This window comes from Shinella sp. SUS2, assembly GCF_001262505.1.
Classification (GTDB): domain Bacteria; phylum Pseudomonadota; class Alphaproteobacteria; order Rhizobiales; family Rhizobiaceae; genus Shinella.
Window position 1 is genome coordinate 192,089 of record NZ_KQ410732.1, and the last position, 12,944, is coordinate 205,032.

Here is a 12,944-nt window from a genome sequence, read left to right on the forward strand (position 1 = left end):
CAGGAAAACCGGGCGGGCCCGTCTTCCCGCAAGCGACCGGAACGACATCATGACCTTCGCCGCCTCCGTCCAAGACCGTTTCAGGGGCATGCCCTCCGGATTTGCCGCTTACTGGCCGGGCTTTGCCGTCACCGCCGCCGTGGCCGTCGCCGCCCAGTTCCTCTCCGATCACTACGGCGCGCCGGCCATGCTGATGGCCTTGCTGCTCGGCATCGCCTTCCATTTTCTCTCAGAAGAGGGACGCTGCGTCGCCGGCATCGATTTCTGCGCCAAACATGTGCTGCGCATCGGCGTTGCGCTGCTCGGCATGCGCATCAGCGTCGATCTCCTGATCGGGCTTGGCGCCAGCACCATTCTGCTGCTCGTCTCGGCGCTGGTCGCCACGATCGGCTTCGGCCTGCTTGCTGCAAAACTGCTCGGCCGCGGCTGGCGGCTGGCGCTGCTCACCAGCGGGTCCGTCGCCATCTGTGGCGCCTCCGCGGCGATGGCGATTGCCGCCGTGCTGCCGAAGAACGAATTTTCCGAGCGCAACCTGATTTTCACCGTACTCTCGGTCACGGTGCTCTCCACGCTTGCCATGATCGCCTATCCGATTATCGCCCAGACCATGGGGCTCGATGCGCGGGCGACCGGCATCTTCTTCGGCGGCACCATCCATGACGTGGCGCAGGTCGTCGGCGCCGGCTTTTCCGTCTCGCCGGAAGCGGGCGAGACGGCGACGCTCGTCAAGCTGATCCGCGTCACCATGCTGGCGCCGGTTGTCCTCGTCTATTCGCTCTCCTTGCGCAATGTGCCGCAGCCGGAAGGCGAGGCGGGAAAACGCCCGCCGCTCATGCCGGGCTTCGTCGTCGCCTTCCTGATCTTTGCCGCGCTCAATTCCTTCGGCCTCGTGCCCGAGATGGTGGCGACGGCCGGCATGGAGGCCTCGCGCTGGGCGCTGCTCGCCGGCATCGTCGCCGTCGGCATGCGCACCTCGCTGCGCCGGGTGCTGGATGTCGGCGGCGACGCCGTTGCCCTCATCGTCGCGGAAACCGCCTTCATCGCCGTCTTCATCCTCGTCGGCATCTATTATCTGGGGCACGCCTGATGAAACCGCTCGACCGCATTCTCGAAACCGCGAAAGCGGCGCCCCGCCATATCGTGCTCGCCGAAGGGGAGGACCCGCGCGTCGTCGAGGCAGCCGTGCGGGCGGTGCGGGCGGGCATCGCCGGAATCACGCTCGTCGGCAGTCGGACCGCCGTCGAAGAGCGGCTGGCGGCGGCCGGCGCCGATGCGGGCGAGATTCGTATCGAGGATCCCGCATCTTCCCCGCTCACGCGACGCCTCGCCGCCGCCTATCATGCGCTGCGCAAAAACAAGGGCGTCGATGCAGCGGCTGCGGCCGAGGCGGCGCGCTCCCCGCTCGTCTTCGCCGCCATGATGGTGCGGGAGGGCGAGGCGGACGGCACGGTGGGCGGGGCGGTGGCGACGACCGCGGACACGGTGCGCGCCGCGCTCCAGACGATCGGCCGCGCGCCGGATGTCGGCCTTGTCTCCAGCTTCTTCCTGATGATGCTGTGCGAGGCGCATCATGTGAAGAAGGGCGCCTTCGTCTTCGCCGATTGCGGGCTTGTGGTCGATCCCGATGCCGCGGGCCTTGCCGATATCGCCGTCATGTCGGCGCGCTCGTTCGAAGCCTTGGCCGGCAAGCCGGCGAAGGTGGCGATGCTCTCCTTCTCGACGGCGGGCAGCGCCGCGCATGACCGCGTCTCCAAGGTGGTGGAGGCGACGCGGCTGGCCCATGCCGCCGCGCCCGGCCTCGTCATCGACGGCGAACTGCAGTTCGACACCGCCTTCGTTGAGGCCGTCAGCGCCGCCAAGGCGCCCAATTCCGCGCTGCACGGCGAGGCCAATGTCTTCGTCTTCCCCAATCTCGACGCCGCCAATATCGGCTACAAGATCGCCCAGCGCATCGGCGGCGCCACCGCCATCGGCCCGATCCTGCAAGGCCTTGCCAAGCCCGCCAACGATCTTTCGCGTGGCTGCAACGCCGATGACGTCTTCCACATGATTGCGGTCACGGTGGTGCAGGCGGGCTACAACCCATGACGGCGCCTTGCGGATATCGTTGACGCAAGGGCGATGTTTCTTCGTGAGAATTGATCGCCTGTCTTGATCACAAGGTAGATATCCTATCGGCGTCCTGCTTCAGGCCAGCAGGTCTGCACCGATCACCGTGCCCGCTAGCCTGAAGCAGGTCCGGCGAGAGGGATCCTGCCGTTCCCGACCCCTTCGTTCCTGCTTTGCCGTGCCGCCCATGTGTCCGGGGGCGATCTGCACGGCGGCGCCGAACGGCCGCTTGGTGGATCCGTACCGCCTGTTTTATGTCCTTTCGACCTCCGCGAGAGGCTCACCACCGCGTGGGGCCGGGCGTCGGCGCGGGGCTTGCCGCTTGCACCGACTCGTGTTCGTTAGCAAAGCCTGCCATCGTGTGATCCAGTGCCGCCACGGTGCTCGCCGCAGTCTGGATTACGCGGGGCTTCTGGGTTGGTTTAAGTTGACACATGTATGATAAGTGATATATCCATTTTACGATTGAATACCCTTGCGATCGGATGGCCGGGCCGGGCGGCAGATACGGTAGGGGTGCGGCGCTGTAAGGATGTCGTCTGTGGAGGGTGCGATGGTAAAGGATAGCCCGCGAAACTGCCGGGTCGGCGTCGATATCGGCGGTACGTTCACGGATATCGCGCTCGACATCGACGGCGTCCTTCATTCGACGAAAGTGCTGACCGACTATACGGCGCCCGAACAGGCGATCCTCAAAGGTGTCGTTGCCGTCGCGGATCTCGCCGGCATCGCCCTTTCCAAGATCGACCTCCTGATCCACGGCACGACGCTCGCCACCAATGCGTTGATCGAGCGGCGCGGCGCGAAGACCGCCTTCGTCACGACGGAGGGGTTTCGCGACGTGCTGGAAATGCGCACGGAAAACCGGTTCGAGCAGTACGATCTCAACATTACCCTGCCACCGGCCCTGATATCCCGCGCCGACCGCTTTGTCGTGCGTGAGCGCATGAACGCCGCCGGCAAGATGCTTCTGCCGCTGGACGAGGCCTCCGTTGCCGCCGTGGTCGAGGCGATTGCCGCCGGCGGCTACGAGAGCGTCGCCATCGGTTTCATCCATGCCTATGCCAACGGCGCGCACGAGGTCGCGGTGCGCGCGGCGATCCTGGAGCGCCTGCCGCATGTCTCCGTGTCGATTTCCTCCGAAGTCTCGCCGCAGTTGCGCGAGTTCGAGCGGTTCAACACGGTCTCAGCCAATGCCTATGTCAAGCCGGCGATCAAATCCTATCTCGATCGGCTCGTCGTCTCGCTGAAGGAGATCGGCGTATCCTGTCCGGTCTTCATGATCCATTCCGGCGGCGGCATCGTCTCGGTCGAAAGCGCTGCGGAATTCCCGGTTCGCCTCGTCGAATCCGGCCCCGCGGGCGGGGCGATCTTCGCCGCCGACATCGCCCGCCGCCATGGGCTCGACACCGTGCTTTCCTTCGACATGGGCGGCACGACGGCAAAGATCTGCCTGATCGAGAACCAGGTGCCGAAGACGGCAAAGACCTTCGAGGTTGCCCGCACCTATCGCTTCCGCAAGGGCTCCGGCATGCCGATCTCCATCCCGGTCGTCGAAATGGTGGAGATCGGTGCCGGCGGCGGCTCCATCGCCTCGGTCGATGGCATGCGCCAGATCCGCGTCGGCCCGCATTCCGCCGCCTCCGAGCCCGGCCCGGCCTGTTACCAGCGCGGCGGCAGGAACCCGACCGTGACGGATGCCGACCTTATCCTCGGCAAGCTCGATCCCGACAATTTCGCCGGCGGCGTCATCCCGCTTTCTGTCGAGGCCAGCAGGCAGGCCATGGCCGACGATATCGGCGCCGTTATCGGCCTCGATCCGGAGGCCGCCGCCTTCGGCACCTGCGAGATGGTGGACGAGAACATGGCCAATGCCGGCCGTGTCCACACGGTCGAGAACGGCAAGAACATCGCCGATTTCACCATGATCACCTTCGGCGGCGCCGGCCCGCTGCATGCTGCGCGGCTCTGCGAGAAGATGGGCATCTCCACCTTCCTTGTACCTCCGGGTGCCGGTGTCGGCTCCGCCATCGGCTTTTTGCGCGCGCCGTTCGGCTACGAATCCGTGCGCAGCGCCGTTTTCAATCTCTCGGCATTCGATTTTGCCGCGGCGAACGTGCTGGTTTCAGCCATGCAGGCGGAGGCCCTCGGCTTCGTCGAAGGCGGGCTCGATCGCGGAACGCCCGTCATCGAACGCACGCTCTTCATGCGCTACGCGGGGCAGGGCTGGGACATTCCGGTGCCGCTCGACGTCGGGCAGTTCGATGCTGTAAGCGCGGTGAAAATTGCGGGCCTGTTCGAGAGGGAATATGAGCGCTTTTTCGGCCGCGCCATCGAGGGGCTTGCGGTCGAGATCGTCAGCTGGTCGGTCAAGGCAAGCTCCCCGCTGCCGCCCGTCGCCCGGGTTTTCATCGTCGATGAGGGCGCCGTCGTGGCGCCCCCACGGACGCGCCGCCTCTTCGACGCCGCGCACGGCGTCTTCCGCGATGCCGGCATTCACGAGCGGGACAGCTTGATGCCCGGCGACGTGGTCAAGGGGCCGGCCGTCATCGTCGAGCGCGAGACGTCCACCATGCTCACCGCCGCATTCAGGGCCGTCGTGCAGAACGACGGCTGCCTGCTCGTTACCCGGACCTGATCGAGGATCGAAGGCATGAACCAGTCGATGATCGATATTCACATGCAGGTCATGTGGAACCGCCTGATCTCCGTCGTCGAGGAACAGGCGCAGACGCTGATCCGCACGGCCTTCTCCACCTCGGTGCGCGAGGCGGGCGATCTTTCGGCCGGCGTGTTCGACCTTGAAGGCCGCATGCTGGCACAGGCCGTCACCGGTACGCCGGGCCATGTCAATGCCATGGCCGAATCCGTCGCCCATTTCATTCGCGACATCGGCCCGGAGAACATCTTCGAAGGCGATGTCTACATCACCAACGATCCTTGGAAGGGCACCGGCCATCTGCACGACATCACCGTCGTCACTCCGTCTTTCCACCATGGCAGGCTGGTCGGCTATTTTGCCTCCACTGCCCATGTGGTGGATATCGGTGGTCGCGGCTTCGGGCCGGATGCGCGTGAGGTTTACGAGGAAGGCCTCTTCATCCCGATCATGAAGTTCTTCGAGCGCGGCGAATTGAACCGCACGCTCATCCATATCGTGCGCAACAATGTGCGCGAGAGCGACAAGGTGGTCGGCGATTTCCATGCGCTGGCCGCCTGCAACGAGACCGGCCACCGCCGCCTCGTCGACATGCTCACGGAGTTCAACCTCGAAGACCTTTCGGTGATCGGCGGCTTCATCCTGAAGCACAGCCGCGAGGCGACGCTGGAGCGGCTGCAGGCGCTGCCGCATGGCAGCTGGTCCTACAGCCTCGATCTCGACGGTTATGACGAGCCTGTGCATCTTGCCGCAAGGCTGACCGTCAGTCCCGACGGCGTGCTGGTCGATTTCGACGGCACCTCGGGCATGAGCCGGTTCGGCATCAACGTGCCGCTGGTCTATGCGAAAGCCTATGCCTGCTACGGCATTAAATGTGTGGTGGCGCCCGACATTCCGAACAACGCCGCCTCGCTTGCGCCCTTCGACGTTGCCGCACCCGAAGGCTGCATCCTCAATGCCAGACGTCCAGCCCCTGTTGCCGTGCGCCACGTGCTTGGCCATTTCGTGCCGGACCTCGTGCTCGGCGCGCTGCATCAGGCACTGCCTGGAAAGGTGCCGGCGGAAGGCGCGAGTGCACTCTGGAACCTGCATATGAGCGTGCGTCCGCTGAGCGACGAGATCGGCGGCAAGGGCGCGGAAATCCTGATGTTCAATTCCGGCGGCACCGGCGCGCGCGCCGCGCTCGACGGGCTCAACGCGACGGCTTTTCCGAGCGGCGTGCATACAATGCCGATCGAGGCGACGGAAAATGTCGGCCCGGTCATCGTCTGGCGCAAGGAACTGCGTGAGGGCTCCGGTGGCGCCGGTGCGCAGCGCGGTGGTCTCGGCCAGATGATCGAGATCGAAGCGGCCGAGGGTTTTTCTTTCCGCTTTTCCGCGATGTTCGATCGCCTCGGTCATCCCGCCCGCGGCCGCGACGGCGGCCTTGATGGCGCGCCCGGCAGTGTAGCACTGGATGATGGCACGGTGCTGAAGGGCAAGGGCCTGCAGTTCGTGCCGGAGGGGCGCCGCCTCGTGCTTTCTCTGCCGGGCGGTGGCGGATATGGCAATCCGGCCGAACGCCCCGCCGATACCGTCGCCCATGACGTCAGACACGGCTACATTACCGGCGAACAGGCTGCGCTTTACGGCAAGGCGGAGGGCAAAGCCTGAGACGGGCATCTCGGGTCGCCGTTGCTCTTGTCGCCCGCCATCGTGGCCAGCTTCGACTGAAAAGATTCTGGAGGAAAGACCATGTCGCATTTTCAAAGGGTTCTGTTGACGGGCGCGGCGGGCCGGGTCGGCACGGCACTGCGCCAGTCTGGCACGCGGCTCGGCAAGGTCGTGCGGCTTTCCGACCGCGGGCCCTGCGAAAACCTCGCTTCCCACGAGGAGGAGTTCACGCTCGACCTTGCGGATTTCGATGCGGTTTGTACGGCGGTGCAGGGGTGCGATGCCATTGTGCATCTCGGCGGCCAGCCGCTCGAGGCCGAATGGAAGACGATCCTCGACAGCAACATTTCCGGCGGTTACCACCTCTACGAGGCGGCGCGCCGCCACGGCGTCAAGCGCATCGTCTATGCCAGCTCCGTGCACGCCATCGGCTACTATGAGCGCACCGAGACGATCGACGGCAACGTGCCGACGCGGCCGGACAGCCTCTACGGCGTTTCGAAGACCTTTGTCGAAAATCTCGGCCGCTACTATTTCGACAAGTTCGGCATCGAGAGCGTCAACATCCGCATCGGTTCCTGTTTCCCGGAGCCGACCGATCGGCGCCATCTCATCACCTGGCTCTCCTACCGCGACTGCCGCCAGCTCGTCGAAAAGTGCCTTTCGGCGGAACGCATCGGTTTCATGGTCGCCTACGGCATGTCGAACAACAGCCGCGCCTTCTGGGACAATCGTACGGCGGCCTCGCTCGGCTACCGACCGGAGGATAGCGCCGACGACTATGCGGACAAGGTTTTTGCCGAAACCGGACAGGGTGATCCGAACGATCCGGCGGTGCGTTACCAAGGGGGCGGCTTCTGCGCGGCCGGCCATTTCGAGGACCGGTGATGCAGGCGTCTCGAACAGCCTATGACGTCGTCATCGTCGGCGGCGCGGTGGTCGGCAGCGCAGCGGCCTATTTCCTGGCGACCAATCCGGATTTCGCCGGCTCCGTGCTGGTGATCGAGAAGGACTGGACCTACCAGCGATCGGCGACCGCACTCTCCTCCAGCTCGATCCGCCACCAGTTTTCCAATGCCATCAACGTGAAAGTCTCGCAATTCGGCACGGAATTCATCCGCAACTTCAAGGAGAATGTCGCGGTCGATTCCGACACGCCGGAGATCGGCTTCCACGAGAACGGCTATCTCTTCCTGGCAGGCGACAGGCGGGGCGCGGACGTGCTTCGCCGCAACCATGAAACGCAGCTCGCCTGCGGTGCGGAGGTCTCGCTGCTCGACCCGGACGGATTGACCAGGCGCTTTGCGTGGCTGAACACGGAAGGCCTCACCCTCGGCAGCAAGGGCGAACGCGGGGAGGGCTGGTTCGACAGCGTCGGCCTCCTGCAAGGGTTCCGCAAGAAGGCGCGCGCGCTTGGCGTCGAATATATCGAGGACGAGGTCGTGGCGATCAACCGCGAAGGCGACCGCATCGTCTCCGTGACGATCAGGGGTGGGCAGACCATCGCCTGCGGTACGCTGGTCAACACGTCGGGCACCAATGGCAAGGTCATGGCGCGCATGGCCGGTCTCGACATTCCCGTCGAGCCGCGTCGCCGCTCGATCTTCGTCGTCGATTGCCGCACGCCGCTCGGCCCCGGCGTCGGCCTCACCATCGACCCTTCCGGCGTCTTCTTCCGCCCCGAGGGGAAATTCTACCTGATGGGCACTTATCCCAAGCATGATCCGGAGGTCGATCCGGCCGATTTCGCCGTCATGCATGACGAGTTCGAAACGGAAATCTGGCCAACGCTGGCAAACCGCGTACCGGCCTTCGAGGCGATCAAGGTCGTCAACAGCTGGGCAGGCCACTATGATTACTGCACGCTCGACCACAACGTCATCCTCGGCCCGCATGTCGAGGTGAAGAATTTCCTCTTCGCCAACGGTTTTTCCGGCCATGGCCTCCAGCAATCGCCGGCCATGGGGCGCGGACTTTCCGAACTGGTCACCTATGGAGGTTTCCGCACGCTCGACCTCTCGCCCTTCGGCTACGCGCGCGTCGCCGCGAACCGGCCTTTCCTGGAAGACGCCGTCATCTGAGGGTGCGCGCGCCGAGCCTTCAATCGTCCCCTTCGCTGCCCGCGGGCTCGTCCAGGAGGGCGCGATAGCGGTTGAGGCTTTCCTCCAGATGGGCGACCAGCGCCTGCTTGGCGGCCTTGGGGTCGCCTTGGGTGATCGCGGCGAGGATGGCGGCGTGCTCCCGGTTGATCTTCTTCAGATAGGCCTTCGAGGCAGGGCCGGACTGGCGGTGCTTGAGAACAAGGTCGAGATTGATCTCGCCCATCACGGCTTCGAGGAAACGCGGGAAATGCGGGTTGCGCGTGGCCTTGGCGATGGCGAGGTGGAATTCGAAATCGGCGCGCGCCTCGATCTCGGCATCGTTCGTGTCGAGTGTCTCGATGTGGTCGAAGGCGCGGGCGATCTCCGCGAGGGCTTCCGGGGTGCGGCGCTGGGCGGCCAGTGCCACGGCCTGCATTTCGACGCCGAGCCGCAGCTCGAGGATCTGCATGGCCGAGCGGATGTCGTCGATGCGCCTGATCTCGAAGTTCAGCGCCCGCGTATCCTTCTCCGTGACATAGACGCCGGCGCCCTGCCGCGCGATGACGCGGCCGGCAACCTTGAGCGAAGCCAGCGCCTCGCGGATGACGGTGCGGGAGACGCCGAACTCCTCGCACAGCTGGGCGCTCGACGGAATCTTTTCGCCGGGTGGATAGAGGCCCGAGTCGATCCGCTCGGCGAGCCTGGCGACAACGATCTCTGCGAGGTTGCCGCGCTGCGTGATGATCGACATGCCGATCCAGCCTTTCCCGGGTTTTCAGGTATCAGATATCACATGTCGCAGGCTTCCCCAGAGGAAGCGCGCCTGCGGCGAACTCCGGGGGCAGCTTGCATTTCGATAAAGTTAGCATATAAGTGATAACATACCAATATAGCGTTGCCGCGAAAATTGCGGGGGAGATGAAGCATGCAGGATCAGTCTGTTGTCATCGTCGGCGGCGCTTCGGGTCTCGGTTTCGTCACGGCCCGGCTGATGGTCGAGCGCGGTGCTGCGAAGATCGGCCTTGTCGACCGCAACGAAGCGCTGCTTGCCTCCTCCGCGGCAACGCTGTCGGCGATGGGCGCCGAGGTGGCGACTGCCGTCGCCGACATTTCCCGGGCCGAGACGGCGCATGGCGGCTTCGAGGCAGTTGCGGAAAAGCTCGGCCGTGTCCATGCCCTCGTCAACAGTGCGGCCATCTATCCGCGCAAGCCCATCCTCGAGATCACCGACGAGGACTGGGACCTGGAAAACGCCATCAACATCAAGGGCACCTATCATATGATGGTCGCGGCGGTGCGCCACATGCGCCGCTTCGTGACCCTGCCGGAGGTGACCGGCCGTATCGTCAACGTCACCTCGGTCGATGCCTTCAAGGCGCACCCGCAGAATGCCCACTATGCCGCCACCAAGGCGGCGGTCGTCAGCCTCACCAAATCCTTCGCCCAGGAATGCGCCAAGGACCAGATTCTCGTGAACTCCGTCGCGCCGGCCGGCTTTGCCACCGATCGGGCCAAGGAGCTCGGCTTCCTGCCGGAGCTTGCCAGGGCAAGCGCGCTCGGCCGGGCGGCGGAGCCGGTGGAAATGGCCGAGTGGATCGTCATGATGGCCTCCAGCCGCAACACCTATGCGACGGGCGAGAATGTCGTGATCAGCGGGGGCTACATCTATGTCTGACGCCAACCGCATCGCCGTGGTCACCGGCGCGACCAGCGGCATCGGTGAGGCCATCGTACCGATGCTGCGGGGGCGGGGACTGACGGTCTATGCCATCGGCCGCAACGCGGCAGCGCTTGCCGGGCTTGCGGAACGCTGCGGAGCGGTCCCTGTCGAGGCGGACGTGCGCGATACGGCGCGCATCGCCGAAGTGCTGGCCGGCGTCGCGGTCGACATCCTCGTCAACAATGCCGGTATCCTCTCGACCCGCGCGGCTTTCCAGGACATCGACCCCGCCGAGATCGACGCGATGATCGACGTCAATCTCAAGGCGCCGATGCAGCTGACGCGAGTGTTCCTGCCCGGCATGGTGGCGCGCAAGCGCGGCCATCTCCTCTATATCGGTTCGAGCGGCGGTCAGGCACCCTATCCGAACATGGGCGCGTATGGTGCCTCGAAGGCGGGTCTCAGCCTGTTTTGCGACAACCTGCGCTGCGACCTCCTCGGCACCGGCGTGCGGGTGAGCGAGATCGTGCCCGGCCGCGTCCAGACGGCGCTCTACCGCACCTCGCTTCCCGGCGGCCAGGCGAATGCCGTGCTCTATGACGGCTACCGTCCCATCCAGCCGGAAAACATTGCGCAGATCGTCCATGACGTCATTGCACTGCCTGCCCATGTCGACGTCGCCCGCATCGAGGTCTTCCCGACGGACCAGGCCGCCGGCGGCGGCACGATGGTGAAATTCGACCCGCCCTGAAGCGCTGCAACACGGGTTTCCGAGGCGGTGCGGTCTCCACCTGCGGCTCGGCTGTGCCCGTTGAACGTATCGCTGAAACGTCCGTTCAACGGATTGCTCCTGTTGCGACAACCACCCTCGAACCGGCGGCGAAAGTGCGCTAGATTGGTGGTGCGAGTGCGTTCTTTGAGGGACGGCGGTCGCGACCGGGAGGTGCTGATGGATCATGTCCGCAAGTTCACGCCAGCCCCGGCCGAGGCTGGGATCGTTGCCTCCAGCGTCTACACCGCCGGCAGGCGGATCGCCGATATCACTATCGAAGAGGCCGGCGAATGGGCGGCCAAGGATGGCCATGTCGTCTGGATCGGGCTGCTGGAGCCCAGCCGCGAGCTTCTCCTGCGCGTTCAGGCGCAATTCAACCTGCATGATCTAGCGATCGAGGATGCCGAGCACCCGCACCAGCGACCCAAGCTGGAGCAGTATGGCGACGCGCTGTTCATCGTGGCGCGCACGGCGCAACTGATCGACCGCCGCGTGATCTTCGGTGAAACGCATCTTTTCGTCGGCAAGGGCTATATCGTCAGCGTGCGCCATGGTCCGTCAACCTCCTACGCCTCGGTCCGCCAGCATTGGGAGAGCTGCCCTCATTCGCTGGCCAAGGGGGAGGATTTCGTCCTCTACGCCATTCTCGATTTCATCGTCGACAATTACATGCCCGTGCTGGAGCAACTCGAAGACGAGGTCGAGGAAATCGAGGACAAGGTGCTGATCAAGCCGATGACGGCGGGCGATATCGAGCGCCTCTACATGATGCGCCGCGACCTCCTCCGGCTGCGCAATGCCGCGCTGCCGCTGGTCGAGGTCTGCCGGCGGCTGACGAGCTCGGACCTGCCGCAGATCCAGCAGGCCATGCACCCGCTGTTTCGCGACGTCACCGATCACATCCGCACCGTACAAGAAAAGATCGACAGCCTGCGCGAGGTGCTGGCCTTCGCCTTCGAGGCGAGCTTGCTGGTCGGCCAGAGCCAGGAAACGGCGATCTCCAAGAAGCTGGCCTCATGGGCGGCGATCCTCGCCGTGCCGACCGCGCTTGCCGGCATCTATGGCATGAACTTCAGCGACATGCCCGAACTGCGCATGCAATACGGCTATCCCATGGTGCTGTCAGCGATCGGTGCGACCTGCCTGTTCCTGTACTGGCGGTTCCGCAAGAACGGCTGGCTCTGACAGGGGCGAGCTTCGGTCCTGCCGGCAGATCCTCGTTGTTTCGTGTTCCTCGGTTTTCGTCAATTTCCCGCTTGCGCAATGAACTTTAGTAATACTAAAGTGTGCGATGATGATGGCACAGTGCGGAAAGACGGCATGAATTTCGATGAACGGGAGGCGCCGGAGGCGGGCGCCGGTTCCCTGGCCCAACCGCCCTCCGCGACCTCGCTCGGCCGCGCGCTGCGCCAGCGGCGCAAGGAGATCGGCAAGACGATGAAGGAGGTGGCGCAGGAGGCCGGGCTCAGCGAAGGCTTCATCAGCCAGATCGAGCGCGGGCTTTCCACCCCCTCGCTGATCTCGCTCTACAATGTCGCCAATACGCTCGGCATCAGCATTGAGGCTTTTCTGCCGCAAAACCCCCAGCCCGCCCATTCCATGGTCTCGCGGGCGAGTGAACGGCAAGGCTGCAGCATCGATGCGGAGGAGCGGGTCTATCAGATCCTGCAGCGCGGCTTTCCCGATGCCCGGCTGAACAGCTGCATCACCCATATGCCACCCGGCTATGTCTCGGAGCTGACGCGCCACGAGGGCGAGGACTTCCTCTATCTCATCGAGGGCGAGATGCTCTACGAAGTCGGCGACCGGAACTATCTGCTGAAGGCGGGCGATACGTTGCATTTTCCCTCCTCCCTGCCGCACCGGGCGCGCAATGTCGGCATCGTCGAGGCGCGGGAACTCTGGGTCGGCACGACACGGATTATCCCGGAGCGCTGACGATGGGTGCTTTCAATTCTTTGCGGGGATTCTCGCAAAATCGGTTGACAAGCACCTCTCAAAAACTTTAGC

The 12,944-nt window shown here is 64.6% G+C and carries 11 protein-coding genes; 10 read left to right on the forward strand and 1 reads right to left on the reverse strand.

The window, feature by feature from the left end; all coding sequences use genetic code 11:
• Positions 1–49 precede the first annotated feature (49 nt).
• The 6 genes from AKG11_RS17080 to AKG11_RS17105 all read left to right on the forward strand — a co-directional run bounded on the left by AKG11_RS17080 (position 50) and on the right by AKG11_RS17105 (position 8,502).
• Entirely contained in the window at positions 50–1,087 is a 1,038-nt protein-coding gene (locus tag AKG11_RS17080; RefSeq protein ID WP_050744739.1) for a YeiH family protein, read from the forward strand.
• The gene (gene pta / locus AKG11_RS17085; protein ID WP_023513811.1) at positions 1,087–2,088 is read left to right on the forward strand and encodes a phosphate acetyltransferase; all 1,002 of its coding nucleotides are present in this window, start codon (positions 1,087–1,089) and stop codon (positions 2,086–2,088) included. The genes AKG11_RS17080 and pta overlap by 1 nt, the downstream gene beginning before the upstream one ends.
• 574 nt (positions 2,089–2,662) lie before the next feature.
• Positions 2,663–4,747, forward strand: a complete 2,085-nt coding sequence (locus AKG11_RS17090) for a hydantoinase/oxoprolinase family protein (RefSeq protein ID WP_050744740.1) — start codon at positions 2,663–2,665, stop codon at positions 4,745–4,747.
• A gap of 15 nt (positions 4,748–4,762) precedes the next feature.
• A complete protein-coding gene (locus AKG11_RS17095) occupies positions 4,763–6,421 on the forward strand; it encodes a hydantoinase B/oxoprolinase family protein (RefSeq protein ID WP_050744741.1) in 1,659 nt (552 codons plus the stop codon).
• A gap of 81 nt (positions 6,422–6,502) precedes the next feature.
• Complete coding sequence (locus AKG11_RS17100) at positions 6,503–7,309, forward strand: NAD-dependent epimerase/dehydratase family protein (RefSeq protein WP_050744742.1); 807 nt, start codon at positions 6,503–6,505, stop codon at positions 7,307–7,309.
• A complete protein-coding gene (locus AKG11_RS17105) occupies positions 7,309–8,502 on the forward strand; it encodes an NAD(P)/FAD-dependent oxidoreductase (protein ID WP_050744743.1) in 1,194 nt (397 codons plus the stop codon). The genes AKG11_RS17100 and AKG11_RS17105 overlap by 1 nt, the downstream gene beginning before the upstream one ends.
• Positions 8,503–8,521: 19 nt before the next feature.
• Here the strand turns inward: AKG11_RS17105 and AKG11_RS17110 are convergent, their stop codons facing one another.
• The gene (locus AKG11_RS17110) at positions 8,522–9,253 is read right to left on the reverse strand and encodes a FadR/GntR family transcriptional regulator (protein ID WP_050744744.1); all 732 of its coding nucleotides are present in this window, start codon (positions 9,251–9,253) and stop codon (positions 8,522–8,524) included.
• A 174-nt stretch (positions 9,254–9,427) separates the two neighbouring features.
• Here AKG11_RS17110 and AKG11_RS17115 point away from each other — a divergent pair, with 174 nt between their 5' ends.
• From AKG11_RS17115 to AKG11_RS17130, 4 genes are all read left to right on the forward strand, one after another.
• Positions 9,428–10,177 carry an SDR family NAD(P)-dependent oxidoreductase gene (locus AKG11_RS17115; RefSeq protein ID WP_050744745.1) on the forward strand — a complete coding sequence of 250 codons (750 nt, stop codon included), beginning with the start codon at positions 9,428–9,430 and terminating at the stop codon, positions 10,175–10,177.
• Positions 10,170–10,913, forward strand: a complete 744-nt coding sequence (locus tag AKG11_RS17120) for an SDR family oxidoreductase (RefSeq protein WP_050744746.1) — start codon at positions 10,170–10,172, stop codon at positions 10,911–10,913. The genes AKG11_RS17115 and AKG11_RS17120 overlap by 8 nt, the downstream gene beginning before the upstream one ends.
• Before the next feature lie 198 nt (positions 10,914–11,111).
• A complete protein-coding gene (locus AKG11_RS17125) occupies positions 11,112–12,119 on the forward strand; it encodes a magnesium and cobalt transport protein CorA (RefSeq protein ID WP_050744747.1) in 1,008 nt (335 codons plus the stop codon).
• A gap of 135 nt (positions 12,120–12,254) precedes the next feature.
• Positions 12,255–12,872 carry a helix-turn-helix domain-containing protein gene (locus tag AKG11_RS17130; protein WP_050744748.1) on the forward strand — a complete coding sequence of 206 codons (618 nt, stop codon included), beginning with the start codon at positions 12,255–12,257 and terminating at the stop codon, positions 12,870–12,872.
• Positions 12,873–12,944: the final 72 nt, after the last annotated feature.

Excerpts from the sequence above, each read along its gene's own strand:
- AKG11_RS17080 (WP_050744739.1), top strand. The coding sequence starts at position 50 with ATGACCTTCGCCGCCTCCGTCCAAGACCGTTTCAGGGGCATGCCCTCC.
- pta (WP_023513811.1), top strand. The coding sequence starts at position 1,087 with ATGAAACCGCTCGACCGCATTCTCGAAACCGCGAAAGCGGCGCCCCGC.
- AKG11_RS17090 (WP_050744740.1), top strand. The coding sequence starts at position 2,663 with ATGGTAAAGGATAGCCCGCGAAACTGCCGGGTCGGCGTCGATATCGGC.
- AKG11_RS17095 (WP_050744741.1), top strand. The coding sequence starts at position 4,763 with ATGAACCAGTCGATGATCGATATTCACATGCAGGTCATGTGGAACCGC.
- AKG11_RS17100 (WP_050744742.1), top strand. The coding sequence starts at position 6,503 with ATGTCGCATTTTCAAAGGGTTCTGTTGACGGGCGCGGCGGGCCGGGTC.
- AKG11_RS17105 (WP_050744743.1), top strand. The coding sequence starts at position 7,309 with ATGCAGGCGTCTCGAACAGCCTATGACGTCGTCATCGTCGGCGGCGCG.
- AKG11_RS17110 (WP_050744744.1), bottom strand. The coding sequence starts at position 9,253 with ATGTCGATCATCACGCAGCGCGGCAACCTCGCAGAGATCGTTGTCGCC.
- AKG11_RS17115 (WP_050744745.1), top strand. The coding sequence starts at position 9,428 with ATGCAGGATCAGTCTGTTGTCATCGTCGGCGGCGCTTCGGGTCTCGGT.
- AKG11_RS17120 (WP_050744746.1), top strand. The coding sequence starts at position 10,170 with ATGTCTGACGCCAACCGCATCGCCGTGGTCACCGGCGCGACCAGCGGC.
- AKG11_RS17125 (WP_050744747.1), top strand. The coding sequence starts at position 11,112 with ATGGATCATGTCCGCAAGTTCACGCCAGCCCCGGCCGAGGCTGGGATC.
- AKG11_RS17130 (WP_050744748.1), top strand. The coding sequence starts at position 12,255 with ATGAATTTCGATGAACGGGAGGCGCCGGAGGCGGGCGCCGGTTCCCTG.